This window comes from Halogeometricum pallidum JCM 14848, assembly GCF_000337095.1.
GTDB classification, from domain to species: domain Archaea; phylum Halobacteriota; class Halobacteria; order Halobacteriales; family Haloferacaceae; genus Halogeometricum; species Halogeometricum pallidum.
Genome location: NZ_AOIV01000008.1, coordinates 238,493 through 263,282, shown reverse-complemented (window position 1 = coordinate 263,282; position 24,790 = coordinate 238,493). Strand labels below are relative to the sequence as shown.

At 68.8% G+C, this 24,790-nt stretch carries 27 protein-coding genes and 3 tRNA genes; 17 read left to right on the top strand and 13 right to left on the bottom strand.

The features are described from left to right. Positions 1–868, top strand: an 868-nt coding sequence (locus C474_RS05625) for an NADP-dependent isocitrate dehydrogenase (protein ID WP_008384792.1), incomplete at its 5' end; no start/stop codon positions are given. Positions 869–958: 90 nt separating this feature from the next. Here C474_RS05625 and C474_RS05620 read toward each other — a convergent pair. After that, positions 959–1,300 carry a cupin domain-containing protein gene (locus tag C474_RS05620; protein ID WP_008384791.1) on the bottom strand — a complete coding sequence of 114 codons (342 nt, stop codon included), beginning with the start codon at positions 1,298–1,300 and terminating at the stop codon, positions 959–961. Between the two features lie 72 nt (positions 1,301–1,372). On the opposite strand from C474_RS05620, the gene C474_RS05615 reads away from it, so the two are divergent. After that, positions 1,373–1,900 (top strand): DUF5817 domain-containing protein, encoded by a 528-nt coding sequence (locus C474_RS05615; protein WP_008384790.1) that lies wholly within the window; start codon positions 1,373–1,375, stop codon positions 1,898–1,900. A 62-nt stretch (positions 1,901–1,962) separates the two neighbouring features. On the opposite strand, the gene C474_RS05610 is transcribed toward C474_RS05615, so the two are convergent. Next, positions 1,963–2,211, bottom strand: coding sequence for a hypothetical protein (locus C474_RS05610; protein ID WP_008384789.1), 249 nt, complete (start codon positions 2,209–2,211; stop codon positions 1,963–1,965). Between the two features lie 179 nt (positions 2,212–2,390). Here C474_RS05610 and C474_RS05605 point away from each other — a divergent pair, with 179 nt between their 5' ends. After that, positions 2,391–2,738: a hypothetical protein gene (locus C474_RS05605; RefSeq protein ID WP_008384788.1), complete on the top strand. Its 348-nt coding sequence runs from the start codon at positions 2,391–2,393 to the stop codon at positions 2,736–2,738. A 10-nt stretch (positions 2,739–2,748) separates the two neighbouring features. Here the strand turns inward: C474_RS05605 and hmgA are convergent, their stop codons facing one another. Further along, complete coding sequence (gene hmgA / locus C474_RS05600; RefSeq protein ID WP_008384787.1) at positions 2,749–3,975, bottom strand: hydroxymethylglutaryl-CoA reductase (NADPH); 1,227 nt, start codon at positions 3,973–3,975, stop codon at positions 2,749–2,751. Positions 3,976–4,307: 332 nt separating this feature from the next. On the opposite strand from hmgA, the gene C474_RS05595 reads away from it, so the two are divergent. The 4 genes from C474_RS05595 (at position 4,308) to nadC (ending at position 9,514) form a co-directional block, all read left to right on the top strand. Further along, on the top strand, positions 4,308–5,861 hold the full coding sequence (locus tag C474_RS05595) for an amidohydrolase (RefSeq protein ID WP_008384786.1): 1,554 nt from the start codon (positions 4,308–4,310) through the stop codon (positions 5,859–5,861). 176 nt (positions 5,862–6,037) lie between these two features. After that, positions 6,038–7,165: a quinolinate synthase NadA gene (nadA, locus tag C474_RS05590; RefSeq protein WP_008384785.1), complete on the top strand. Its 1,128-nt coding sequence runs from the start codon at positions 6,038–6,040 to the stop codon at positions 7,163–7,165. After that, positions 7,162–8,712 (top strand): L-aspartate oxidase, encoded by a 1,551-nt coding sequence (locus C474_RS05585; RefSeq protein ID WP_008384783.1) that lies wholly within the window; start codon positions 7,162–7,164, stop codon positions 8,710–8,712. Before nadA ends, C474_RS05585 begins: the two co-directional genes overlap by 4 nt. Continuing rightward, on the top strand, positions 8,699–9,514 hold the full coding sequence (gene nadC / locus C474_RS05580) for a carboxylating nicotinate-nucleotide diphosphorylase (RefSeq protein ID WP_008384781.1): 816 nt from the start codon (positions 8,699–8,701) through the stop codon (positions 9,512–9,514). The genes C474_RS05585 and nadC overlap by 14 nt, the downstream gene beginning before the upstream one ends. A 37-nt stretch (positions 9,515–9,551) precedes the next feature. On the opposite strand, the gene C474_RS22840 is transcribed toward nadC, so the two are convergent. Beyond that, positions 9,552–11,267 carry a sensor histidine kinase gene (locus C474_RS22840; protein WP_008384779.1) on the bottom strand — a complete coding sequence of 572 codons (1,716 nt, stop codon included), beginning with the start codon at positions 11,265–11,267 and terminating at the stop codon, positions 9,552–9,554. 72 nt (positions 11,268–11,339) lie between these two features. Between C474_RS22840 and pyrF the strand changes: the two genes are divergently transcribed. Further along, entirely contained in the window at positions 11,340–12,164 is an 825-nt protein-coding gene (pyrF, locus tag C474_RS05570) for an orotidine-5'-phosphate decarboxylase (RefSeq protein ID WP_008384778.1), read from the top strand. A 36-nt stretch (positions 12,165–12,200) separates the two neighbouring features. Here pyrF and C474_RS05565 read toward each other — a convergent pair whose 3' ends face one another. Together C474_RS05565 and C474_RS05560 are read right to left on the bottom strand one after the other, a co-directional pair. Beyond that, complete coding sequence (locus tag C474_RS05565; RefSeq protein WP_008384775.1) at positions 12,201–12,392, bottom strand: hypothetical protein; 192 nt, start codon at positions 12,390–12,392, stop codon at positions 12,201–12,203. A 41-nt stretch (positions 12,393–12,433) separates the two neighbouring features. Next, positions 12,434–12,643: a hypothetical protein gene (locus tag C474_RS05560; protein ID WP_008384773.1), complete on the bottom strand. Its 210-nt coding sequence runs from the start codon at positions 12,641–12,643 to the stop codon at positions 12,434–12,436. A 104-nt stretch (positions 12,644–12,747) separates the two neighbouring features. Here C474_RS05560 and C474_RS05555 point away from each other — a divergent pair, with 104 nt between their 5' ends. The 4 genes from C474_RS05555 to C474_RS05540 all read left to right on the top strand — a co-directional run bounded on the left by C474_RS05555 (position 12,748) and on the right by C474_RS05540 (position 17,858). Further along, positions 12,748–13,335 (top strand): J domain-containing protein, encoded by a 588-nt coding sequence (locus C474_RS05555; RefSeq protein WP_049916739.1) that lies wholly within the window; start codon positions 12,748–12,750, stop codon positions 13,333–13,335. Positions 13,336–13,501: 166 nt separating this feature from the next. Continuing rightward, positions 13,502–15,115 carry a GTPBP1 family GTP-binding protein gene (locus C474_RS05550; protein WP_008384770.1) on the top strand — a complete coding sequence of 538 codons (1,614 nt, stop codon included), beginning with the start codon at positions 13,502–13,504 and terminating at the stop codon, positions 15,113–15,115. Positions 15,116–15,223: 108 nt separating this feature from the next. Continuing rightward, complete coding sequence (locus tag C474_RS05545; protein WP_008384768.1) at positions 15,224–16,447, top strand: GIY-YIG nuclease family protein; 1,224 nt, start codon at positions 15,224–15,226, stop codon at positions 16,445–16,447. A gap of 112 nt (positions 16,448–16,559) precedes the next feature. Continuing rightward, positions 16,560–17,858, top strand: coding sequence for a M48 family metallopeptidase (locus C474_RS05540; RefSeq protein ID WP_008384765.1), 1,299 nt, complete (start codon positions 16,560–16,562; stop codon positions 17,856–17,858). 10 nt (positions 17,859–17,868) lie between these two features. On the opposite strand, the gene C474_RS05535 is transcribed toward C474_RS05540, so the two are convergent. The 3 genes from C474_RS05535 to C474_RS05525 are packed head-to-tail and all read right to left on the bottom strand — an operon-like array spanning position 17,869 to position 19,668. Then, positions 17,869–18,357, bottom strand: a complete 489-nt coding sequence (locus C474_RS05535) for a hypothetical protein (RefSeq protein WP_008384764.1) — start codon at positions 18,355–18,357, stop codon at positions 17,869–17,871. Further along, positions 18,354–19,298 carry a methenyltetrahydromethanopterin cyclohydrolase gene (gene mch, locus C474_RS05530; RefSeq protein WP_008384762.1) on the bottom strand — a complete coding sequence of 315 codons (945 nt, stop codon included), beginning with the start codon at positions 19,296–19,298 and terminating at the stop codon, positions 18,354–18,356. Before mch ends, C474_RS05535 begins: the two co-directional genes overlap by 4 nt. A 52-nt stretch (positions 19,299–19,350) precedes the next feature. Beyond that, positions 19,351–19,668, bottom strand: coding sequence for an MTH1187 family thiamine-binding protein (locus tag C474_RS05525; protein ID WP_008384760.1), 318 nt, complete (start codon positions 19,666–19,668; stop codon positions 19,351–19,353). An 84-nt stretch (positions 19,669–19,752) separates the two neighbouring features. On the opposite strand from C474_RS05525, the gene C474_RS05520 reads away from it, so the two are divergent. After that, positions 19,753–20,826 carry a YihY/virulence factor BrkB family protein gene (locus tag C474_RS05520; protein ID WP_049916738.1) on the top strand — a complete coding sequence of 358 codons (1,074 nt, stop codon included), beginning with the start codon at positions 19,753–19,755 and terminating at the stop codon, positions 20,824–20,826. A 66-nt stretch (positions 20,827–20,892) separates the two neighbouring features. Then, positions 20,893–21,213, top strand: coding sequence for a small CPxCG-related zinc finger protein (locus tag C474_RS05515; RefSeq protein ID WP_008384756.1), 321 nt, complete (start codon positions 20,893–20,895; stop codon positions 21,211–21,213). A 120-nt stretch (positions 21,214–21,333) separates the two neighbouring features. Here the strand turns inward: C474_RS05515 and C474_RS05510 are convergent, their stop codons facing one another. The 4 genes from C474_RS05510 to C474_RS05495 all read right to left on the bottom strand — a co-directional run bounded on the left by C474_RS05510 (position 21,334) and on the right by C474_RS05495 (position 22,181). Continuing rightward, positions 21,334–21,552 carry a YrhK family protein gene (locus C474_RS05510; protein ID WP_008384754.1) on the bottom strand — a complete coding sequence of 73 codons (219 nt, stop codon included), beginning with the start codon at positions 21,550–21,552 and terminating at the stop codon, positions 21,334–21,336. Between the two features lie 155 nt (positions 21,553–21,707). After that, positions 21,708–21,770 (bottom strand) — tRNA-Gly (locus C474_RS05505). A 19-nt stretch (positions 21,771–21,789) separates the two neighbouring features. Beyond that, positions 21,790–21,860: transfer RNA gene (locus C474_RS05500), tRNA-Gly, on the bottom strand. A 250-nt stretch (positions 21,861–22,110) separates the two neighbouring features. After that, positions 22,111–22,181: transfer RNA gene (locus tag C474_RS05495), tRNA-Gly, on the bottom strand. A gap of 203 nt (positions 22,182–22,384) precedes the next feature. Between C474_RS05495 and C474_RS05490 the strand changes: the two genes are divergently transcribed. The 3 genes from C474_RS05490 to C474_RS05480 all read left to right on the top strand — a co-directional run bounded on the left by C474_RS05490 (position 22,385) and on the right by C474_RS05480 (position 24,787). Next, complete coding sequence (locus C474_RS05490; RefSeq protein ID WP_008384752.1) at positions 22,385–22,759, top strand: hypothetical protein; 375 nt, start codon at positions 22,385–22,387, stop codon at positions 22,757–22,759. 170 nt (positions 22,760–22,929) lie between these two features. Further along, positions 22,930–23,766, top strand: coding sequence for a putative RNA uridine N3 methyltransferase (locus tag C474_RS05485; protein WP_008384750.1), 837 nt, complete (start codon positions 22,930–22,932; stop codon positions 23,764–23,766). 4 nt (positions 23,767–23,770) lie between these two features. Next, entirely contained in the window at positions 23,771–24,787 is a 1,017-nt protein-coding gene (locus C474_RS05480) for a 50S ribosomal protein L3 (RefSeq protein WP_008384749.1), read from the top strand. Positions 24,788–24,790 lie beyond the last annotated feature (3 nt).

Here is a 24,790-nt window from a genome sequence, read left to right as displayed (position 1 = left end):
CCTCGACGGCGTCCCCTCTCCCGTCAAGAACCCCGAGGCGATGGACATGGTGTTCTTCCGCGAGAACACCGAGGACGTCTACGCCGGCATCGAGTGGGAGGCAGGCACCGACGAGGTCCAGCAGGTCAAGGAGTTCCTCTCCGAGGAGATGGACGCCGGCGACAAACTGCACGACGGCCCCATCGGCATCGGCGTCAAGCCCATCACCGAGTTCGGGACGAAGCGCCTCGTCCGCCAGTCCATCGAGTACGCCATCGAGAACGACCGCGACACGGTGACCCTCGTCCACAAGGGTAACATCATGAAGTTCACCGAGGGCGCCTTCCGCGACTGGGGCTACGAACTCGCAGAAGAGGAGTTCGGCGACGTCACCATCACCGAGGACGAACTCTGGGAGGAGCACGACGGCGAGAAGCCCGAGGACAAGATCGTCGTCAAGGACCGCATCGCGGACAACATGCTCCAGCAGCTCCTGACGCGGACCGACCAGTACGACGTCATCGCCACGATGAACCTGAACGGCGACTACATGTCCGACGCCGCGGGCGCCCAGATCGGCGGCCTCGGCATCGCGCCCGGCGCCAACTTCGGCGACGCGCGCTGTCTCGCCGAACCCGTTCACGGCTCCGCGCCCAAGTACGCGGGCGAGGACAAGGTGAACCCGACGGCGATGATCCTCTCGGGCCGTCTGATGTTCGAGTACATGGGCTGGGACGACGCCGAGCAACTCGTCCACGACGCCGTCGAGAAGACCATCTCCGAGGGCGACGTGACGTACGACCTCGAACGGCAGATCGAGGGCGGCAACAAACTCGCCACCAGCGAGTTCGCCGACAAGATCGTCGAGAACATTCACGAGCTGGCGTAGAGCCAACTCTTCGAGCAGCCAGAACTCCCGTAGAGAGCGTTCCGAGCGCTCTGAAACCTTCTCGCTTTTTCGCCGCCGCGAGCGGCGCGGTTACTCCTCTCCCCAGTCGGCCATCGTCCGCGGCGGACTGAAGATATCGACGCCCTCGACCGCCTCCTCGCCGCGGTTTTCGGCGGCGTGCACCTCCTCCGCTTCGAGCGCGTAGGAGTCTCCTTCGCGAACGACTACTTCCCCGTCTTCGAGGACGAAGGTGAGTTCGCCCGCGGTGAGGTAGCCGACCTGCTCCTGTTCGTGGCCGTGCGAGGGCACCGTCGCGCCGGGTTCGATGCGGAAGTGCTGGACGTTCATCCGTTCGGCGCCGGCGAGAACCGAGAGGTGGACGTCCGGCACCGCTTCGACCGCTTCGACCTCGTCTTCTGAGACGCGTTCCATACCGCGTGGCCGGCGCGGCGAGGCATAAACGTGCGTACCAAGGTTCAAATCCGACGACGCGGAAGCGGTGGTATGTACGCGGTGGTCGGGTGTTCGGAGTGCGCCAACATGTGGCTCATTACGGACCCGAAGCGGTCGAAGACGGCAAACTGCCCCCGTTGCGGGCGGACACACCGGACGAAGAAGCTGCGGTCGTTCCTCGAGACCGAGGACCGGCAGGCGGCCAGACAGGCGCGCGCGGCCCTCCTCGCCAAGAAGCACGGCGACAGCGAGGCGTTCGCCGAGACGGCGCACGTCTCGGAGATGGAGGAACTCATAGAGGAGTCCGGCGTCGACGACGCCGAGTACCTCGAAGGCTCCGGCCTCGACGCCGACGAAATCGAGTCCGCGGGCGAGCGAACGACGGAGCGACGCTCCTCGTCGAACCGCCTCGACGTAGTCCGCGAGGCGGTTCGGGACGGCGACCGTCCGACCGAAGCGGAGGTGGTCGCCTACGCCGAAGAACGCGGCGTCCCCGGCGACGCGGCGCGGGACCTGCTCGACAAACTGACGCGGCGCGGCGAAGCCTCGGAGTCGCGCGGGCGGTACCGCCTGCTCTGAGCGCGCGGGCAGAAAAAGTCAGAGGGGAACGGAGCGTCCCGCCGCCGGCTTTCGTCTCGGTCTCAGAGGAGTCCGAGCAGTTTCAGCGCCGTCAACAGCGAGACGACGATACCGAGGGCGAGTTTGACGAGGTGCAGCAGGCGCGTCGCCGTCCGGAGGTCCGGCGCGTCCTCGGCGTCGGCACCGGAGTCGCAATCCGCGCCGGAACCGAAGTCGGAGTCGGCGGCGGCCCGCGCGTCCGTCGTCGCGTCCGGAAGACCGGAGCCAGCGTCGGCGGGGACCGTCGCTGGCGCGTTCGTTCGAGGGGGCATGGCGGGAGGCGCCCGCGGCGGGGGGAGCGACCGCCGCCGCGAACGCGTCACGAGGGACGGCCGGTGAATCGGTAAAGGCGAGCCATGGGTGCGCGGTGAAAGTGGGCGATTCGGCGGAACTGGAGCGGGATTCGAGCGGAAAACGAAACGCTTTGTCCGGCCGCGGCCCACGGGCGCGTATGTCGGATTCGCTGCCCGCGCCCGTCGGCGTCCTCGTGCGCGCCCTGGTCGCGGCGTGTTTCGTCGGCGGGGGCGTCCTCGCCCTCCTCGACGGGCGGTTCGTCCTCGCGGGACTGGCGTATCTCGCGGGCTACACCGTCCTCGCGGCGGCCGCCGTCGTGCAGGGGCAGCGACGGCGCGGCGCCGGCCTCTCGCTGTCCGGCGTCGGGTGGATGGCGCTGGCCGTCGGGGCCGCTCTCGGATCGGAACGCCTCCTCCTCGGCGCGGGCGTCGGCCTCCTCATCGTCGGGACGGGACTGCTCGTCCTCCCGTGGGTCGGCGGCGGGACGGGAGAAGCCGACGGCTGACTCGCGGACCCTATCGTCCGAGTTCGGCGTGCGCGCTGGAGAGATGTCGCGACGCGAGCGCGGAGAGCAGGGAGAGTTCGCCCGCCAGCGACCCGACGGCGATTGCCTCCGCGAGGGCGTCGGCGTTCGACCCGGCCGGGTCGCCGCCGCCGCGGACGCCCAGCACGTCCAGTCCCTCGGCCTGCGTCGGCAGTTTCGTCCCGCCGCCGACCGTGCCGACTTCGAGGCTGGCCAGGGAGACGGAGACGTAGAGGCCCCCGTCTCTGACTTCGGCGGTCGTGATGGCGTTGGCGCCCTCGACCACCTGCGCGGCGTCCTGCCCGGTGGCGAGGAACATCGCGGCGACGACGTTGGCGACGTGGGCGTTGAACCCCAGACTCGCCGCCTTCGCCGACCCGACGAGGTTCTTTCTGGTGTTCAGTTCCGCGACGGCCTCGGGCGTCGTGTGCAGTCGCTCCTCGACCACCTCGCGCGGGACGGTCACGTCGGCGGTGACCGAGCGTCCGCGCCCCTCTATCGCGTTGATGGCGGCCGGTTTCTTGTCGGAGCAGAGGTTGCCCGAGAGGGCGACGAGCGAGGCGTCCGTCTCGTCTTCGACCACGTCGCAGGCCGCCCGCGTGGCGATGGTGGCCATGTTCATCCCCATCGCGTCCTTCGTGTCGTAGCGGAAGCGGAGATAGACGGAACTGCCGACGACGTACGGCGTCACCTCGGAGAGTTCGCCGTGACTCGTCGTCTCCTCGGCCGCCTCCCGCAGCGTCTCGCGGTTCTCGCGCACCCACTCGACCAGCGCCTCGGCCTCTATCACGTCCGCGACGCGGAACACGGGCGCGCGGGTCATCCCGGACTTCAGCACCCGCGCGTTCGCCCCGCCGGCGTCGTCGAGGACGGAACAGCCCCGGTTGACGCTGGCGAGCAAGGCCCCCTCCGTCGTGGCGAGGGGGAGGTAGCGCTCGCCGTCGAGGCTCCCGCCGCGGACGGTGACGGGGCCGGCGACGCCCATCGGCACCTGCACCGCACCGACCATGTTCTCGATGTTGGCATCGGCGTCCTCGGCGGCGAAGCCGTAGTCGCCCACCGAATCGAGCGGCGCTCCGGACCACTCTTCGACGAGGAGTCGGCGGGCCGCCGCCGCCGCGTCCGCGTCGGCGTGGTCTTCGAGTTCGTGGAGTCGTAGCTCCCCGTCCCGGACGCGTTCGGCGAGTTCCTCGGCCGCCGCGCGAGTATCGTCGGTCATGTCCGTGGCTTTTTCGCGACTCTCCTAACCGTTATCGGTCCCATTCTCGGTATCTGTCTCTGTCACGTCAGCGGTCGTCTTCGGCGTGGTCGCGACGGGAGTGACGACCACGAATGCAGTCGTGAACACCTCGAAAGCCCCGCGTCGCTGGAGTCGGGGGCCTCGCTGCGCTCCTCGCGCCGTAGGCCGAGGAGCGCAACGAGTTCTGGGAGCGGAGACGACAGGGGCTTTCGAGATGTTCCCGGTGACGTTCGTCGTTACTGTGTAGCGGTCGTCGAAAACCCATACCCGGCACCCGAACCGTTTTGCCCCTTCCCGTCACCTGCCCACACATGACCGACGCCGCGGACCTCGTCCTCCTCGACGGGGAGATTCACACGCTGTGCGACCCCGACGAGACGCACGAGGCGATGGCCGTCCGCGACGGCCGCATCGTCCGCCTCGGGTCGACGTACGACGTGGAGTTCCTCGTCGGCACCAAGACGGAGACGTTCGATTTGGCCGGTGACGTGGTGTTACCCGGATTCGTCGACGCGCACACGCACCTCGATATGGTCGGCCGGTCGCTCGTCCACGCCGACCTGTCCGACGCCTCGGGACCAGACGACTGCGTCGACCGACTCCGGGAGCGACTGGACGAACTCGAATCCGACGGGGACGAGGGCTGGGTACTCGGGTTCGGTTACGACGAGAGCGGGTGGATCGAGTCGCGCTATCTCACCTGCGAGGACCTCGATTCGGTCTCGACCGACCGCCCCGTCGCGGCCTTCCGCGAGGACATGCACGTCGTCTCGGTGAACTCGGTCGCCCTCGACCGACACCTCGGGGAGATGCCGACCGAGGACGTGCGGTTCGACGGCGACGAACCGACCGGCGTCGTCGTCGAGAAGGCGGTGGACGCGATATACGAGGCCGTCGAACCCGGCGTCGAGGAGACGGGAGAACTGCTCCGCGCGGCGCAGGCGGCGGCGAACGAACGCGGCGTCACCGGCGTCCACGACATGACGCGTAACTCGCACAAACCGCGGGTGTACCGGGAGATGGACGCGGGTGGAGAGTTGACCCTGCGCGTCCGTCTCAACTACTGGGCCGACCACCTCGACAGCGTGATAGACGCCGGACTGCGGACGAATCACGGGAGCGAGATGGTCCGGACGGGGGCGATAAAGACGTTCACGGACGGGTCGTTCGGCGGGCGGACGGCCAAACTGTCGGAACCCTACAGCGACGACGAATCGGAGACGGGGACGTGGGTGGTCGACCCCGACGAGTTGGGGGACATCGCCTCCAGGGCCGACTCCCACGGCCTGCAACTGTCGGCGCACGCCATCGGCGACGAGGCCGTCGACGCGGTACTCGACGCCTACGAGAACTGCGAGAACCCGGGCGAGAGCCGCCACCGAATCGAGCACGCCGAACTGGCCGACGACGAGGCGATCGAGCGGTTCGCGGAGTCCGGCGTCGTCGCCTCCGTCCAGCCGAACTTCCTGAAGTGGGCCGAGGAGGGCGGTCTGTACGCCTCGCGCCTCGGCGACCGACGAACGGAGACGAACCGCTACGCCGCCCTCGCGGACGCCGACGTGCCGCTCGCGTTCGGGAGCGACTGCATGCCGCTGGACCCCCTCCTCGGCGTCCACTGGGCGGTGAACGCCCCCGCCGAGGAGCAGCGACTGAGCGTCACCGACGCCCTCCGGGCGTACACTTCCGGTGCGGCCTACGCCGGATTCGACGAGGACCGGTTGGGAACCCTCGAAGTCGGGAAGGTGGCCGACCTAACGGTACTGGCCGAGTCGCCGTGGGAGGCCGACGCGATACGCGACGTCGACGTCTCGGCCACCTTCGTCGACGGACGCGTGGTCTACCGCGAACCGCGGCGAATCGAATAGAATAGTTCTTCGCGGTCGCCATTCGGCGCGTAATAGCCGTTCGTACATCGCGGAAGGTGTCGATATTCTCTTCAGACCGATTAGACAGTGGTATCTTCGGCTAATCCGAGCTTCGAAGAATAATATTTTTCATAGATGCGTTCTGAGTGAACAGTAACTCTCACGAGGGAGCACCAATGGCACGATTAGAGACAGCGGGGTTCGAATCGGACCTGAGCCTCTTCAAGTACGACAACCTCGAACGGTTACCCGAACGGTACCGCGACCTGTCCGAGACGGACAGGGCGGCGAGAATCGAGGCGGCCCGCGAGGCGTTGGACGACGACGTGGTCGTCCTCGGGCACAACTACCAGCGACGCGAGATAGTCGAACACGCCGACTTCGTCGGGGACTCCTACGAACTGTCGACGCGCGCGGCCGAGTCGGACGCCGAGTACGTCATCTTCGCCGGCGTGACGTTCATGGCCGAGAGCGCGGACATCATCACCGACGACGACCAGACCGTCCTCCTGCCGTCGATGGAGGCGTCCTGTCCGATGGCGGGGATGGCCGAGGCGCTTCAAGTCGACGCCACGTGGGAAAAAATCGAGTCGGCGGCGGGCGGACGGGAGGTGATTCCGGTGACGTACATGAACTCCTACGCCGACCTGAAGGCGTTCTGCGCCGAACAGGGTGGACTCGTCTGCACCTCCTCGAACGCCGCCGACGCGTTCGAGTGGGCCTTCGAACGGGGCGACGCGGTGCTGTTCCTCCCGGACAAACACCTCGGGCGCAACACCGCCGCCGAACTCGGCGTCGACTCGGTGACCGAGTGGGACCCGTGGGACGCCGACTCGCCCGACGCCGCGGCGGCCGCCGACGCGGACGCAATTCTCTGGGACGGCTACTGTCAGGTGCACGAGCGGTTCGACGTCGAACACGTCGAACGGGTGCGCGAGGAACGCGGCGCGAGCGTCATCGTCCACCCCGAGTGCCGCCGGGAAGTCGTCGTCGCCGCCGACGAGGCGGGGTCGACGAGCCAGATATGCGACACCGTCGCGAACGCCGACCCCGGCGAGACGTGGGCTATCGGCACCGAGATACACCTCGTGAACCACCTCCGGCGGTGGCATCCGGAGGTGGACGTCGTCCCCCTCTGCGGCGACGCCTGTATGGACTGCAACGCGATGCGGCAGATAGACCCGAACTACCTGACGTGGCTCCTCGAATCGCTCGCCGACGGCGAGGTGCACAACGCCGTCGAGGTGGCGCCCCGGGAGAAGGAACTGGCCGGCGTCGCCCTCGACAGGATGCTCGAACTATGACGCGGGAGACGGACGCCCGCGAGGCGGACGTGCTCGTCGTCGGGTCCGGCGTCGCCGGGTGCGCCGCCGCACTCGCCGCCGCCCGCGCAGGCGCGGAAGTTCTCGTGGCGACGAAGGCCACCGCGCCCGAGGACGCCGCGACCCACTGGGCGCAGGGCGGCGTCGCCGTGACGGGTTCGGACCCCGAGTCGTTCCGCGAGGACGTCCTCGCCGCCGGCGACGGCGCCGCCGACCCCGAGGCGGTCGACGTTCTCGTCGGCGACGCGCGCGAGGCGGTGACGGACGTACTGGTGGACACCCTCGGCGTCCCGTTCGACGGCGCCTCCCCCGGCGCGGACCTCGGCGCGTACGACCGCGGGCGGGAGGCCGCCCACTCGGCGCGCCGCATCCTCCACGTGGACGCCAGCACCGGCCGACACGTCCTCCGCCCGTTCCTGAATCACCTCCGCGACCGGGAGGGGGTGACGTTTCTCGAGGACGCGACGGCGCTCGACGTACTGACGCACGAGGGCCGCGTCCACGGCGTCGAACTGCTCTACGAGGGGGCGGTCGAACCCGTCTTCGCCGGCGCGACGGTGCTCGCCATGGGCGGCATCGGCGCCTGCTACCGGACGACCACCAACCCGCCGGGGGCGACGGGCGACGGCGTGGCGATGGCCGCTATCGCCGGCGCCCGCGTCGCCGACATGCAGTACGTGCAGTTCCACCCGACGGCGTACCCTGGCGACGACCCGTTCCTCGTCAGCGAGGCGGTCCGCGGCGAGGGCGCGGTGCTCCGCGACGGCGAGGGCGAGCGGTTCATGCCCGCCGTCCACGACGACGCCGAACTCGCCCCGCGCGACGTGGTGGCGCGCGCCGTCGCGAACGCGCGCGAGCGAACCGGCGAGGTGCGGCTCGACGTCTCTCCCGTCGCCCCCGACTTCGAGAGCGAGTTCCCCGACCTGACCGCCCTCTGCGCGGAGCGCGGAATCGATCCGCGCGAGGGAATCCCCGTCGCGCCCGCCGAGCACTACCTCTGCGGCGGCGTCGCCGTCGACGAACGGGGGAGAACGACGCTGGACCGCCTGTTCGCCGCCGGCGAGTGCGCCCGGACGGGAGTCCACGGGGCGAACCGCCTCGCCTCGACGAGTCTCTTAGAGGGACTCGTCTGGGGCCTCCGCGCCGGCGAGACGGCCGCCGACGCGGGCGCCGACGGGGCGGCGCGAATCGAGGCGCCCGAACCGCTCGACCGCGATCCCGAACTCCCCGACGCGTTCGCCGACGCGAAGTACGCCCGCCTCCGGGAGACGATGGACGCCGCCGTCGGCGTCGAACGGACCCCCTCGGGCCTCGAACGGGCGCGGGCCACCCTGCGGCGTCTGAAGGGCGAAGTCGACGCCTACACCCGAACGCGCGTCTCCCGGTCGCTGTACGAACTGCGAAACGCGACGGTGTGCGCCCTCCTCGTCGCCCGCGCCGCGAGCGACGCCCCCTCGGCCGGGTGTCACCGCGTCGTCGACGAGAACGACGCCGGCGGACCTCACGGAGGCGCCCGTGCTGACGACTGAGACGGTCGAACGGTGGCTTCGAGAGGACGTGGGCCACCGCGACGTGACGAACGACGTGCCCGGCGAGACGACGGGTCGACTGGTCGCGAAGGAGGCGGGCGTCGCCGCCGGCGTCGCCGCCGCCCTCGCCGTCTTCGACTACCTCGGCGTCGAGGCGTCCCCCCTCGTCGACGCCGGCGAATCCGTCGAACCCGGGGCGACGGTGCTGGAGGCGTCGGGTCCCGCCCGCGAGGTGCTCCGGGGCGAACGCGTCGCGGTCAACGCCCTCGCGCACGCGTCGGGCGTCGCCACGCGGACGCGCCGCGCCGTCGACGCCGCCCGCGCCGTCGAACCTTCGGTCCGCGTCGCCGCAACGCGCAAGACCACGCCCGGCCTCCGCGGCGTCGAGAAACGTGCCGTCGCCGCGGGCGGCGGCGACACCCATCGGCTCACCCTCTCGGGGACGGTGATGGTGAAGGACAACCACGTCGCCGAGATGGGTCTCGAAACGGCCGTCGAGCGCTTCCGCGAACGCAAGTCGTTCGCCACGAAACTCGAAGTCGAGGTGGAGTCGCCCGAGGCGGGCGCCCGCGCCGCCGCCGCGGGCGCGGACATCGTCCTCTTCGACAACCTCCCGCCCGGGGACGTCCGCGCGGGCGTCGAACGCCTACCCGAGGGCGCCCTCTCGGAAGCCAGCGGGGAAATCACTCTCGACACCGTCGCCGACTACGCCGCGACGGGCGTCGACGCGGTGTCGATGGGGTCGCTCACCCACGGCGCCCCGAGCCTGGACCTTTCCTTTCGGACCGGCGACGACCGATAGGCCGTCGAACCGGAGTCCTGACTCGGGATGTGCGGTGTCATCGACCCCTGCGCCGGTCGCTCTCGGCGTCCCCGTTCTCGCGTTCGTCAACGCCGGGGCCGTCCGAACCGTCGACCACCCCCGACGGATGCTCGGCGACGAACTCGAAGCGGGCGCCGCCCGACTCGCCCTCGGTCACCGACGCCGACCACCCGTGGGCTTCGGCGATGCGCTTCACGATGGCGAGACCGAACCCGGTTCCGCCCGCGGCGGAGGTGTGGCCCGCCTCGAAGACGGCCTCGCGCTCGGATTCGGGGATGCCCGGGCCGTCGTCGGCGACGTAGAACCCTCCGTGGGTCCGCCCGACGGTGACGGTGAGGGCGTCCCCGTCGGTCGCGCCGTGTTCGACGGTGTCGCCGGACTGCGTCCGGCTGCTTGTGGAGCCATGCTCCACACTGTTCCGAAACAGGTTCTCGAACAGGGCGCGCAGGCGCTCCGAGTCGGCGGGAACGGTCGCGTCGCCCGTCTCGATGTCGAGCGTCGCACCGTCGGTCACCGTGCTCCGCCACGCCGCGGCCGCCACGTCGGCGATTCGCGTCGGGGTCGGTTCGTCGACCACCTCGCCCTGCCGGGCCAGCGTCAGCACGTCCTCGATGATCTCGTCCATCCGCGCGTGGGCGCTCTCGACCCGTTCGAGGTGCGAGCGGGCCGTCTCGTCGCCGACGGCGTCTCCGAGGAGTTGGAGGTAGCCCCGCGCGACGCTCAGCGGCGAGCGCAGGTCGTGGCTGACGATATCCGCGAACTCCGATAGCCGTTCGTTCTGCCGTTCGAGCCTGCGTCTGTCGGCCTTCCGCTCGGAGATGTCGATTGAGAAGCCGACCAGCCCGACCACCTCCCCGTCGGCGTCGCGCCACGGCATCTTCGAGGTGAGCACCCAGTCACCGGTGACAGTGTCGTTCGCCGCCCCGTGCCGTTCGAGCAGCGGTCTCATCGAGAACGTCGTGTCCGCGGGGACGATGGGCTCCTCTTGGTCGAACAGTGGTTCGCCCGTCTCCATGATCCGGAGGTCGTCCTCGTACGTCCCCCGCGACGTCTCGTCGGGGACGACGTCGTAGTCGGTCTTGCCGAGAAAGCGGTCGACGTCTCCGACGTACGCCTCGCTCACCCGGACGTGCCTCGCCTCGCGGTCCTTCACGTACAGGTGCGCCGGCACCGTCTCGAAGATGGCGTTCAGCAGGCCGCGCTCCCACGAGAGGTCCGCCGCGAGCGTCTCCCGTTCTTCCCGGAGGCGCGCGACCTCCGAGCGCGCGGCGGCGTTGCGGACTCGGGCGCCGAGGACGGCCGGGTCGGTCGCGTTCACCGCCGAGACGAACTCCGCGGCGCCGGCCTCGAACGCGGCGGCCGCGGCCGCCGCGTCGCCGCCGACGAGGACGACGGGCGCGACGGCCGAGAAGCGGTCGAGCGCGTCGAGTGGGTCGAACGGTGCCTGGGACGCGGCGACGACGACGCAGTCGAACGCGCCGTCCCCGGTACCGTCGCAAACGAAGACGTCCTCTCCCGCCTCCGTCCCTATCGCCCTCTCCGTCACCGCGAACCCGACCGTTCGAAGCGCGTCGGCCGTCCCGCCGTCGCCGTCTCCGGGCGGACGCGCGTGCGCGTCCCGCGGGACGACGGCGAGAACCGCGAGCGAATCCGGAGCCTCCGGTGCCGGCCCTCCGCCGTCGCGCCGCGGTTCGCCGCGCTCCCGCTCCGGTATCATCTGTTCGACCGACATATCACGGACGCGATATTGAATCTATCGGGTCGAAGGGGAACTTTCTCGGCGGCGGCGCGCGCAGGTCAGCCGATGACTACCGCGTTCTTCGACCGCCTCGCCGACCGCATCGAACGCGTCGACAGCGTCGTCTCCGTCGGCCTCGACGCCGACCGTTCGCGCATCCCCGAGCACCTACAGGAGAAGGACCTGCCGCAGTGGGCGTTCAACCGCCGCATCATCGACGCGACCCACGAGTACGCCGCCTGCTACAAGCCGAACGCCGCGTTCTACGAGGACGCCGACGGCTGGCGGTCGCTCCGAGAGACTGTCGCCTACGCGCACGGGAAGGACGTGCCAGTCCTACTGGACGCCAAGCGCGCCGACATCGGCAACACCACGCGCCAGTACGCGAAACTCTTGGACGAGGTGGACGCCATCACGGTGAACCCGTACATGGGTCGGGACTCCCTCCAACCGTTTCTCGACCGCTCGGCGAAGGGCGTCTTCGTCCTCTGTCGGACCTCTAATCCCGGCGGCGAGGACCTGCAGGACCTCGAACTCGAATCGGGCGAACGGCTGTACGAACGGGTCGCCGCCCTCGCGGACCTGTGGAACCAGCACGGCAACGTCGGCTTGGTCGTCGGGGCGACGGCGCCCGAGGAGTTGGAGTCGATACGGGAGCAGGTGCCGGACCTGCCCTTCCTCGTCCCCGGAATCGGCGCGCAGGGCGGCGACGCGGAGGCGGCCGTGGAGTTCGGTCTGGCCGACGGTATCGGCCTCGTGAACTCCTCGCGCGGCATCATCTTCGCCGGCGAGGACCGGGGGGAGAACTTCGCGGGCGCGGCGGGCGACGCGGCCCGGCGACTGAAGCGACGGCTCAACCAGTACCGCGGGGCGGCCGACGCGGACGGATAGTCTCGCGGCGCGCCGGTACGGGGTCCGGACTCCGTCTCAGTAGACGAGTCCGACCGAGAAGAGGTGGTCGCGGTACGCCGCGCCGTCCTCGAAGGAGTCCCCGCAGGCCGGACACTCCCGCTCGGAGTTCGACTCGGGCCCCGACTTTCGTTCGGATTCGGCCGTCTCCGAGGCCGCCGCGAACTCGGCCGTCCCGTCCGACCCGTCGGTCTCCGTCGGTTCGTTCACGTCCGTGGGGAGGGCGCCGAAGCGGGTAGTCGTTGCGGCGGTCAGATGCGGTGAACGTCGTCGTCGTCGACGCCCGGGCCGGAGTCGGGGTCCGGGTTGACGACGTCGTCGCGTCCGGACCGCTCGATGCAATGGGTACAGAGGCTCTCGTCGCGCTGGTAGTGCTTTTCGCACACCGGCGTCCCGCACTGCGCGCAGGTGTGTTCGGCCTCGTTCGACTCGCAGATCTGACAGAGTCCGGAGAGGCTCATACGCGGCGGTACGCGCGGGGGATATCTACGTTTTGGGGGCGACTGACGCGACGACTCGGCCGGGGGGGCGAGACGCTTACGGTCCTGCGAACCTAAGCCCGAGCGTGGACCGTGACACGCTCGTACTGGGGCTTGCGGCGGTGTTCGCGGGCATCTCCATGCTTCTCATCGTCCTCGGATTCGCCTACCAACTGTTCTTCCTGCTCGTCGCCGCGCCGTTCGTCTTGGTGACGTACTTGATGTGGGAGCACGCGAGCGGGCGGTTCCGGGAGCGAATCCGGCAGAGCCAGACCCGCCGCGGGCGCTCCCGAGGCGCCGACGACGCCGCCCGCGGCCCGAACGACTTCCGGGGGTTCGGCCCCGGCCGTCGCTCGGCCGCCGACGGCGCCGGTGCCGGCGGGACGGGTGGACCGAACGGGCCCGGCGGGGCGGCCGGAGGCGGGAGACAGCGTGGACGGCGGAGTCGGCGGGGTCAGGACCGTCAGCGTTGGAGCGGGGCCGCACAAGCGCAGAGCAGTCGGCTCTCGCCCGCGGAGGCGTACCGCACGCTCGGCCTCTCCTCGTCGGCGACGGCCGCCGAGGTGAAAGACGCCTACCGCTCGAAAGTGAAAGAAGTCCATCCCGACGCCGAATCGGGGAGCCGAGAGGAGTTCAAGCGCGTCAACCGGGCGTACGAACGGCTCTCGGAGTGAGCACTCGCGGCGGGGCCACGGCCATGCCCCTTCCGACCCCGCGTGGCTGGCACTCTCACACCACCCCGATAACAGTCGCGTCGGCCCTATAGTCGCCATATCTCTACTGTGATACTGAATATCATGCACGGAAAGGGTTTTAGTCGGTCCTCTCATATCCGCGGCCATGAGCGCTGACCGGGCCGCGCTGAACGAGGCCCTCGAGCGCGGCGAAGAGGAGGGCGGCAACATCGAGTTCAAAGAGCGGCTCTCCCGCTCCGTCCACCTCGCGGACGGACGGTTGGAGAGTCTGGCCGCCCAACTCCGGCACCGAGTCCTCTCCGGCGACGGCACGGCGACGTACGTCGTCGGCGTCACGGACGACGGCGGAATCGCGGGTATCGCGCCCGAGGACTTCTCCGAATCGATGGACGTACTCTCAATCCTCGCCGACGAGGCGGGCGCGCACATCGAGGACGTGGAGACGTGGGGCGTCGGCGACGACGCCGAACGCGGACTCGTCGGCGTCGCCACCGTGAAGGAGGGCGCCGCTCTCGACGCGGACGACGACCACATCGTCGTCGGGACGGCGGGCCACGTCGACCACGGCAAATCGACGCTCGTCGGGTCGCTCGTCACCGGACAGGCCGACAACGGGCAGGGAAGCACCCGGGGCTTCCTCGACGTGCAACCGCACGAAGTCGAACGCGGCCTGTCGGCGGACCTCTCCTACGCCGTCTACGGATTCGACGGGGAGGAGGCGGTTCACCTGCAGAACCCCCACCGGAAGTCCGACCGCGCCCGAGTCGTCCAGGAGTCCGACAGGCTGGTCTCCTTCGTCGACACCGTCGGGCACGAACCGTGGCTCCGGACGACGATTCGCGGACTGGTCGGCCAGCGACTCGACTACGGACTGCTCGTCGTCGCCGCCGACGACGGGCCGACGAAGACGACGCGCGAGCACCTCGGCATCCTCCTGGCGATGGAACTGCCCACCGTCGTCGCCCTGACGAAGGTGGACGCCGTGAGCGACGCGCGCGTGCAGGAGGTCGAACGCGAGGTCGAACGCCTCCTGCGCGACGTGGGTCGGACGCCCCTGCGCGTGGACCGTCACGGCGTCGACGCCGCCGTCGAGGAGATAAGCTCCTCCGTCGTCCCCGTTCTCCGGACCAGCGCGGTATCGATGGAGGGACTCGACCACCTCGATTCGTTCTTCCGGAACCTCCCGAAGACCAACTCGGAGTCCCGCGAGGACTTCCGGATGTACATCGACCGGACGTACTCGGTCACCGGCGTCGGCGCCGTCGCCTCCGGGACGGTCAACTCCGGCAGCGTCGAGGCGGGCGACGAACTCAAGGTCGGTCCCATGCCCGACGGGTCGTTCCGCGACGTGGAGGTGCGCTCCATCGAGATGCACTACCACCGCGTCGACCAGGCGAAGTCGGGTCGCATCGTCGGCATCGCCCTGAAGGGCGTCAAGGAGTCCGAGATAGAGCGCGGGATGGTGCTCCTGCCGGGCGACGCCGACCCGACGCCCGTGCGGTCGTTCGAGGCGGAGGTGATGGTACTGAACCACCCGACGCGCATCCGCGAGGGGTACGAACCCGTCGTCCACCTCGAAACCGTGAGCGAGGCCGTCGTCTTCCGCCCCGAGGGCGGTCAACTCCTCCCCGGCGACACCGGGGAGGCGACGGTGGAGTTCAAGTTCCGCCCGTACCTCGTCGAGGAGGGCCAGCGGTTCGTCTTCCGGGAAGGGAGTTCGAAGGGCGTCGGCACCGTCACCGCGATTCACGGCGACTGAGCGGGGGCCCTCGCGGACGGCTTCGGTCCCCGCGGCGGACCGTCCTTCAATTATCAGAGACTGTAATCCGTTCTGAAAGCTTTTGTCGGTGCCGCCGAGACGACTCCCATGGAACTGAGTGGGTACGAGTTCGGGCGGGTGTGCGAGATAACCCCGGACCGGACCGACGCGGGGGTCCCGAGAGTGGCCGTCCCGCAACCCGAGTACGCGAAGCGAGACGAGAAGGCGGTCCACGACCACGGCTGGGGGCCGTTCTGCGCGTTCGGCGTCCCCGACGAGGGGACCCACCGCCCCGGCGTGTACGCCCTCGCCGTCGAGGACGAGGTGACGTACGTGGGCGAGACGCAGGACCTCTACGCGAAGTTCGCCAACGGCTACGGCACCATCTCGCCCGCCGACTGCTTCGAGGGCGGCGGCGGGACGAACTGCCGGCTGAACACGGCCATCTTCCACGCCGTCCGGGCGGGCGACCGGGTATCGCTGCACCTCCACGCGACGGACGACTTCGCCGGCAGGGACGAGGAGAACCGCGCGCTCCGACGCATCATCAAAGAGGACCTCGTGACGGCGCTGAACCCCGCGTGGAACCGGACCGGCGGGGACGGCGACCGGGTGGACGAGACGGAGGACGAACCCGAAGCGACGAGGGCCGAGGCGGAACCGGACGAGCGAGAATCGAACCAGCGGAGGTCCGGGGCGCCGCCCGAAACTAAACTGAAGCCCGAGGCGGAGACGGAGAGCGACCCGAACGACTCGGGTGCCGATTCAGACTCGTTCGAACCGAAGGCGACGGACGCCCGGCCGGCCGGCGCGGACGCCGGCGGCGAGACGGACGGGGAGTGGTTCGAGACGGAGCGAGTCGAACCGGAGCGGTCCGAACCGAACGGGTTCCAGTCGGGAGGGCCGAACGCGGCAGCGTCCGACCCGAGCGAACTGGCGGCGAAGGGCTTCGAGACGAAGCCGGTCGAACCGGAGCGTCGGCGGGACGCCGGGGCGCCTCGCGCGTCCGCCGACCGCCCGACGGGGGAGTTCGCGGCGCTGTACGACTACCTCGTCGAACACGAGCGCGACCGGGTGGAGCGCTCGTTCGCCGAGTTGGAAGTCGTCCTCGAAGCGCAGTTGCCGACGGAGGCGCGCCGGTGGCAGCGTTGGTGGACGAACGACGAGACGTCGCACCCGCACGCGAGCGCGTGGCTCCGCGCCGGCTACGAGGTGACGAAGGCGTCCCTGCCCGAGGGCCGGGTCACCTTCGAGCGAGTCGAGGCGGACGAGCCGTCGGCCGGGTCCGCCGCGTCACCGCCGGCGGGCATCTCCCCACGGCGGCCGGAGTAGTTCGGATAGCGAGTCGAGTCGGTCGAAAAAGCCCCGGTCCGCGGAAACGGTTCGGTCCCGCCGAGGCCGTCGCGGCGGGGCGCTTAACCGTCGCCGCGCCCATCCTCGCGACATGGTGTCGCAAGCGGCGCTCTCGCTGGTCGCTCTCCTCGTCGGGACGGAACTCCTCTTCACCGGACTGGACGCGCTGAACCTCAGACACGGCGCTCGCGCGGTCCGCGAGTCGGAGTCGTGGGTGCGCGAGACGCTCGGCGTCGACGACCCCGAGCGAATGTTGGCCTACCAGCGGTCGAAGACGACGCTCTCCCGGGTTCAGTCGTGGGTCGGCGTCCTCGCTCTCCTCGCCGTCGTCGTCTCCGGTCTATTCGGTGACGCGGTGGCGCTCCTCGCGGCGACGAGCCTCCCGCCCGTCGCGCAGGGCGTCGCCCTCCTCGTCGCCGCCGGCGTCCTCGCGCGGGCGTTCGGCGCGCCGTTCGACCTCTACGAGACGTTCGTCATCGAGGAGCGGTTCGGATTCAACAACCGGACGCCGGGGCTGTGGCTCCGCGACTTTCTCGTCGGCCTCCTGCTCTCGGCGGCCCTCACGGGCGTCCTCGGCGGCGTCGTCCTATTCGCCGTCGAACGCCTGCCGACGCTGTGGCCCGTCGCCGGGTGGGTTCTCGTCGTCGGTTTCTCGCTCTCGATGATGGTGATTTACCCGCGGTTCGTCGCGCCGTTGTTCAACGACTTCGACCCCGTCGAGTCGGGTCCGCTCCGCGAGGCCGTCGACGACGTGTTCGAGCGCGCGGGGTTCGACTGCGAGCAGGTGTACGAGATGGACGCCAGCCGCCGCTCCTCGCACTCGAACGCCTACTTCGTCGGCTTCGGCCGGACCAAGCGGGTGGTGCTGTTCGACACCTTGGTCGAGCAGATGGACCGCGAATCCGTGCAGGCCGTGCTGGCGCACGAACTCGCCCACTGGAAGCGGGGCCACATCTGGAAGCAACTCGGCGCCTCGGCGGTCCAGACGGGCCTCGCGTTCGCCTTCCTCTGGTGGGTCACGACCTCACAGTGGGTGTACGCGGCGTTCGGACTCCCCGGGGTGACGTACGCCGCCCTCGCCGTCGGCCTGCTGTACGTCGGTCCGCTGTTCTCGCTGTCGTCGCCGCTGACGAACCGGCTCTCCCTGGCGCACGAACGGGAGGCGGACGACTTCGCCGCGCGGACGATGGGCGAGACGGGGTCGATGACGCGGGCGCTGGCGACGCTCGCCGGCGAGAACCTGAGCAACCCGTTCCCGCACCCGTGGTACGCCGCGTTCCACTACTCGCACCCGCCGATTCCCGAGCGGATGCGGCGGTTACGCGAGCGGAACGGCGAGGGCGAGTCGGGGGAGAGCGAGGAGCCGTCGGGTCCGGCGAGCAGCGTCTGAACTCGGATTCTCACTCGACGCCGACGTAGCCGCTGCCCTCCGCCGCCGCGAGACCCAGGAGGACCAGCCAGTCGAGTATCCGTCCGACCCGTTCGGTCCACACGTCCCGCCAGTTCTCGACGGCTCGGTGTCGCTCCCAGGCGGGCACCCGGTCGTCGAACCCCGCGAACACGTCCTCAACCGTCTTCGGGTCCGGCGAGAGCGCGTCGAGCACGTCGCTCGCGCCGTACACCCGGCGCCGGAAGGCGTCGCGGAGGTGCGTCTCGGTCGGCTCTCTCTGCAGGCGGACGAAACTCCCGTCCGCCGTCTCCTCGGCCAACTCAAGCGCGCGGAGGAAGGTGAGCCACGTCCGCGCCACGTCGCGGCTCGGCAGGTCGAGGCGGCGCAGCAGGCGGGCGCAGCAGTCGTCCTCGGTACCCGGGACGAGGGGGACGGCGCGCTGAGCGTCGGCGACGAACCCGAGTTCGTCCGGGGGTGCGGGGACGAGTTTGAACTTCACGACCGGATGTCGAACGACTCCGCCAGCATCTCCTCGTCGGTCTCGCCGTGGACGTACGTCGGCCCGTTCACCACGTCGACGGTGACCTTCGCGGGGGCGAACACCGTCTCGGGGATGTCGTAGAAGTCCCAGTCGGCCTCCTCGAATATCTGCTGGAACGGCGTTCCGTACTCGTCGCCGACCGTCGAGGCCACCCGGTCGAACACGTCCGCGTCCTCCGTGACGGTGAGGTGCACCTCGCCGCCGTAGGCGAGGGCGTCGTTCGTCCGGCCCATGGCGACGCCCTCGTCGTAGCTGACGGGGGCGAGGGGGGCGGAGCCGAACGCCGAGAGGACGTTCCGCGGGTCGTAGTCGAGTTCGAAGAGGCGGAACATGGCGAGTTCGCACACCCGCGCGGCGGTCGTCACGCTCCCGACCAGCGACCCCGTCGCGTACGTCGGGAGGAAGACGCCGTTGGGGTCGATGCCGGCCATGTCGGCGACGTGTTCGGCCACCCGGTCGCCGGGGAGTTCGATGCTCTCGATGCCGAGTACCGTGAGGTCGAACTCGTCGAAGTACTCCACGGCGTGGAACTCGTCCTCCTCGGCGACGAGGGCGCGGGCGGGGCCGGAGCCGAGTCCCTCGAACGGCGGATCCTCGAAGTCGAGTTCCCACCCGGCCTTCTGCGAGCAGAGGAGGGCGAGGGCGGGATGGTCCGTCTGGAGTTCGATTCGCGGCGTGGGCGCGCCCGCCACGTCGTCCATCGACGCCTGAATCGTGGCGAGGCCGGCCGTCTCTATCTCCGAGAGGAGCATCCCCGCCTCGACGCCGCCCTCGGCGTTGACGCCGAAGTCGATGACCGTCGCCCCCGAGTCGAGTTCGTACACGTCCACCCGCAGTTCGTCGGCGAAATCGATGGCCTCGTCGACGAGTTCGATGGCCATCCGATTGATGGAGTCCATGGGCGTCGGTTGGTCGTGACCTCGTAAAGACGTTGGTAGTTCGCCGGCGTCGCTACTCCTCGCGCGTTCGTCTGGCCTCCCGACCGAGGTGCTCCTCCACGGCGTCGACTTTGTCTCGCGCCGTCTGTCGAGAAGTCCGCTTGTCGTCTATCTTCAGGAAGGTGCTCACCCGGTCGCCGTCGACGGCTTTGTGCGCCGCGCCGACGGCGTCCAGTAGGGTGTCGATGTCGTCCGCCTCTATCACCGTCCCCATCGGGTTCGTCTCGTAGGAGACGTCGAAGTCGTCCAGGGCGGCGACGGCCTTCGCCACCTCGCCGGACATGCTATCTTCGACGACGGGCGCGACGCTCAGGAGCGCGATGACTGTCATACCTGCATCGTCGCGCCCGCGGGACAAAACGGTACGCGTCGGTCGACGCCGGTGTTTTTCTCCGCGCCGGACGTGTTCTCTCCGATGAACCTTCGACAGTCGTTGACCGACGCGCCGTACGTCGGACGGACCGTCACGCTCCTCCGGGCGTTGGTCCACGAGGTGCGGGCCGAGAAGCTCACGTTCATGGCGGGCAGCATCGCCTACCACGCGTTCGTCTCCCTCCTCCCCCTGTTCTTGCTCCTCTTGGCGCTGGCAGCTATGACGGGCAATCAGGCGCTCGACGACAGCGTGCGGACGCTGGCGGGCGTCGTGCTCACCGAGGGGACGCGCGAGGAGTTCTTCTCGGAGGCGACGCGGTCCAGCCAGTCGACCGGCGTCTCGCTGTTCGGCGGCGCCGTCCTCCTGTGGGGGACGCTCCGCATCTTCCGCGGCCTCGACACCGCCTTCTCCGACATCTACGAGTCCGAGGCGTCGAACACGCTCGCCGACCAACTCCGCGACAGCGTCCTCGTCCTCGGAACGTTCGGGGTCGTCCTCGTCGTCGGCTCCCTCGTCCACGACGTGGTCGGCTCTATCTCCTCGCCGATGCTCGGGTGGGTAGCCGGCCGCGCGTTCCTGATCGGCGGGCTTGCGCTCGCGCTGTTCCCCATGTACTACGTCTTCCCCGACACGGACGTGGGCGTCGCCGAAACCCTCCCCGGGACGTTCACCGCCGCGGTCGGTCTCACCGCCTTCGAGTCGCTGTTCGACCTGTACACCTCTTACTCCAGCACCTCGCCAGACAGCAGCGTCGTCGCGGGCGTCCTCGTCCTCCTGACGTGGCTGTACTTCAGCGGCCTCGTCGTCCTCCTCGGGGCCGCCGTCAACGCCGTCTTCTCGAACCGCAGCAGCGACGTGAACGTCGAACCCGTCTTCGGGGGTATCCCGCCCGAGGCCAAACGGCACGGGCGGACCGTCTCCCGCGAGGAACTCGTCGACGCCATCGACCGACTGGACAAGCGACTCCACGACGCCGAGGAGGTGGTCGTCGTCGTCGACGACGAGGAGGTACCGATTCCCGTCCCCGACGAAGTCATCTCCGACACCGACTCGCTCCGACTCCTGCCGGGCGGCGCGGTGACCGTCGAACTCCGGTGGTCGCCCGCCGAGGAGTGACCGGGTCGGACGCTCGCCACCGACCTTCCGCTCTAGGTTAAGTTCTCAGCGAGCGTATGGTTACTCATGCCTTCAAGCACCCACACGACGCAGCGAACGGCCGACATCTCGACTCCAGATCCCGCGACCGCTCCGATCCGGCCCGCCGTCGTCGACGCCGACCCGACCGTTCGGGACCCCGATACCAGCGCCACGACCACCTCTCGGGCCGTCGCGCCCCGCGTTACCCTCCCGAACCAACGTCTCGCGGACGGCCACCTCGGGGAGTCCTATCTCGTCTGGCGCTGTCTGAACTGCGGCGAGACGGGGTCGCTGACGGCGTTCCCGGCGCGCTGTCCCGACTGCCGGAGCGGTCGCGAGTCGCTGGCCTACTGGCTCGAAGACTAACGGACGAAACGCCGGCGGCTTCGTCGGCGACAGACGAACGACCCGCGTAGCGACGGCGGAGGCGTTCGGGTTGATCATCGACGATGGCGAGTAGCCGGACACTCGCGGCCGTGCACCTCGTTAGGAGTCGTTCGACTCGCATCTGACCACCGCTTGTCCGAGCGAACCGACCAGCATGAGGAACGACCCGACGATGAACGCGTAGATACCGAGTCGTTTCAGTGGCTCGTACAGAAAGAAGACGCTCCCGACGAAAAACAGCACGTTGCCGAGCAGTCCGAGACTGAGGTGAACCCATTCGTACTCCTGAAAGAGCGTTTGCAGCGCATCCTTGAGCATTGTCGTCACCAACTCCTCGGTGCGACGTTGCGGACTGGGATTCAACTGCGTTGTGGCGGGACCCGGCCGTCGGCTTGGTGTAGCGGTGGTCTGCATCACTCACGGCAGGAGTCCGACGGGACTGGACGCTCGGGGAGTGAGTTTCGGAGAAGTGCGCTGGCTGGGATTTGAACCCAGGTTGTGACCATGGCAAGGTCACGTGATACCACTACACTACCNGAGTGAGTTTCGGAGAAGTGCGCTGGCTGGGATTTGAACCCAGGTTGTGACCATGGCAAGGTCACGTGATACCACTACACTACCAGCGCGTTTCGCGTCGTCACTCGAACGGATGCGACGCCCGTACAAATAAGACACGACTTCGACGCCTCTCGTGCGCGCGCGGAGAAGCAGTTCACCATCAGCCTAGAGAGCTTCAGCCGGGTACCGACGCGCCGAGACGAGACTCGGCGCTCGGGGAGTGAGTTTCGGAGAAGTGCGCTGGCTGGGATTTGAACCCAGGTTGTGACCATGGCAAGGTCACGTGATACCACTACACTNGAGTGAGTTTCGGAGAAGTGCGCTGGCTGGGATTTGAACCCAGGTTGTGACCATGGCAAGGTCACGTGATACCACTACACTACCAGCGCCCGTCGCGGCGTGCGACTACAATAAATCGTAACGCGAGGTCGATTGATAAGGCTTGCGAAACGTCATAAATCGGGAGATGGCGTGGGGGTGCCACCCACGGACGGGTTGGCGGAGCGAACGGATCGGAGACGCTGACAGTCCGATTAGAAATCCCTAACCACGACGGGCCAACCGCTATCGCCGCGAGCGGCGTGGATGGAGTATGAACTTGGAAACCCGAATCCGCGAACTGCACCGGGACGGCGACGACGACGCGGTGAAACAACTGATTCGAGCGGCCATCAGTTGCGGTAACGGGGCCGAGTACCGGGTCGAGGGCGACCGAGTGCACGTCTCGCACTCGGCGTACTCCGGGAGCCACGAAATCGTGCGAGGTCCCGGCGCGTTCGGGCAGGTGCGCGTGGTCGCCCGCGGCGAGTACCGCTTCACGGGCCGAGACGGCTCTCTGGACGTCGAACTCGACGCGGTGAACTCGAAGGCGGTGCAGTTCGGCCGAGCGCACATCGACGAGACGGGGGCGGGCCGCGACGCCCGGTCGGAATCCGGGCGGGAGGACCGGTCGGCGATGGTGCCGTAAACGACCCGACGGCGCACCGTCGCGGTGACGAATCACACGGACGTCCGGCCGGGAAAACCCCCGTTCCCGGGAGTGTCACGCCCTCACAACGTCGGCTACGAGTCGCTACCCTTTTAGGGAGGCATCCGGTACAAGCGATACAGTCTAGACGTGACGACGAAGGGACCGGTATGACACTGAGCGTACTCGTGCCGTCTTCCGTCGTCCGAGAAGCCGAGGACAAACGCGAGGCCACTCGCAAACTCGGTTACGTCGCCCGCGCGGCGACGGTGTTTCGGGCGAACCGGCTCGTCGTCTTCCCCGACCGGGAAGGCGAGAACCGGTGGGGAGGCGAGTTCGTCGAGACGGTGTTGCGATACGCCGTTACGCCACCCTACCTCCGAAAGGAGGTGTGGGGGCACCGCGACGAACTGCAGTACGTCGGCGTCCTCCCGCCCCTCCTCGTCTCGTCTACGACCGGCTCCGAATCGAACGATTCGGGGTCGTTACAACAGGGAATCGTGACCGAGGTCGGACCTGAAGGTCGCGTTCGGGTCAATTGCGGACTGCAACACCCGGTCTCCCTCTACGCTCCGTCCGGTACGGAGTTGGAGGAGGGAGAGCGCGTCGCCATCAGGATCTCTTCGCGAGAACCGGTCCGTGCGCGGATCGTGGACGAGCCCGTTCCGGGGTTCTCCATCGCCCGCACGGACCTCGAGGAAGCACTCGGCCGCTCCGACGCGGGCGTCACTATCGCGACGTCCCGCCACGGAGAGTCGCTGACGGTGCCGAAGCTAGCGGAACTCTCCCCGCGAATCGACCGGGAGGGAGCCACCGTCGTCTTCGGTTCGCCAGGCCGCGGGCTTCCGGACATTCTCGGCATCAACGCCGAGGAAGTCACAGTCGAACCCTCCGACGGTCCGGGGTTCGACCTCTGGCTCAATACGATTCCGCGACAGGGCAGCGAGGTGGTGCGAACCGAGGAAGCGATGTTCGCTTCCCTCGCGTCCCTGACACTCACGGAGTGAACACATGCCACAACCAAGCAGACCACGTAAGGGTTCGATGGGTTACGGCCCACGCACGCGTGCGACCAAGGAGGTCCCACGCATCAAATCGTGGCCCGACGACGACGGGTCACCGGCGCTGCAAGGGTTCGCCGGCTACAAGGCCGGAATGACCCAAGTGATGATGGTCAACGACGAGTCCAACTCCCCCCGCGAAGGGATGGAGGAGGCCGTCCCAGTGACCGTCGTCGAGACGCCGCCGATGCGCGCCGTCGCCCTTCGAGCCTACGAAGACACGCCGTACGGTACCAAGCCCCTGACCGAAGTGTGGGCGTCGGAGTTCGACGAGAACCTCGACCGCGCCCTCGACCTCCCGTCGGAGGACACGTTCGACGACGACGCCGACGACCTGCGCTCCGCGCTCGAAGCGGGCGAGGTCGACGACGTCCGCGTCATCACCCACACCGTCCCGGCAGGGATGAAGAACATCCCCAAGAAGAAGCCCGACATCATGGAGACGCGCGTCGGCGGCGGCTCGCTCGACGACCGCGTCGACTTCGCCCTAGACCTCGTCGGAGAGGGCGGCGAGCACGCCATGTCGGACGTCTTCCGCGCCGGCGAGTACATGGACGTCGCCGGCGTCACGAAGGGGAAAGGCACGCAGGGCCCCGTCAAGCGATGGGGCGTCCAGAAGCGAAAGGGCAAGCACGCCCGGCAGGGCTGGCGGCGCCGTATCGGTAACCTCGGCCCGTGGAACCCCTCCCGCGTCCGTTCGACCGTTCCGCAGCTCGGTCAGACGGGCTACCACCAGCGGACCGAACTCAACAAGCGCCTCGTCGACATCGGTGACGGCGACGAGGCGTCCGTCGACGGCGGCTACGTCGGCTACGGCGAGGTCGACGGTCCGCACGCGCTCGTGAAGGGTTCCCTTCCGGGTCCCGACAAGCGCCTCCTGCGGTTCCGCCCGGCCATCCGGCCGAACGACCAACCGCGCCTCGACCCCGAGGTGCGCTTCGTCTCCACCGCATCGAACCAGGGATAACTC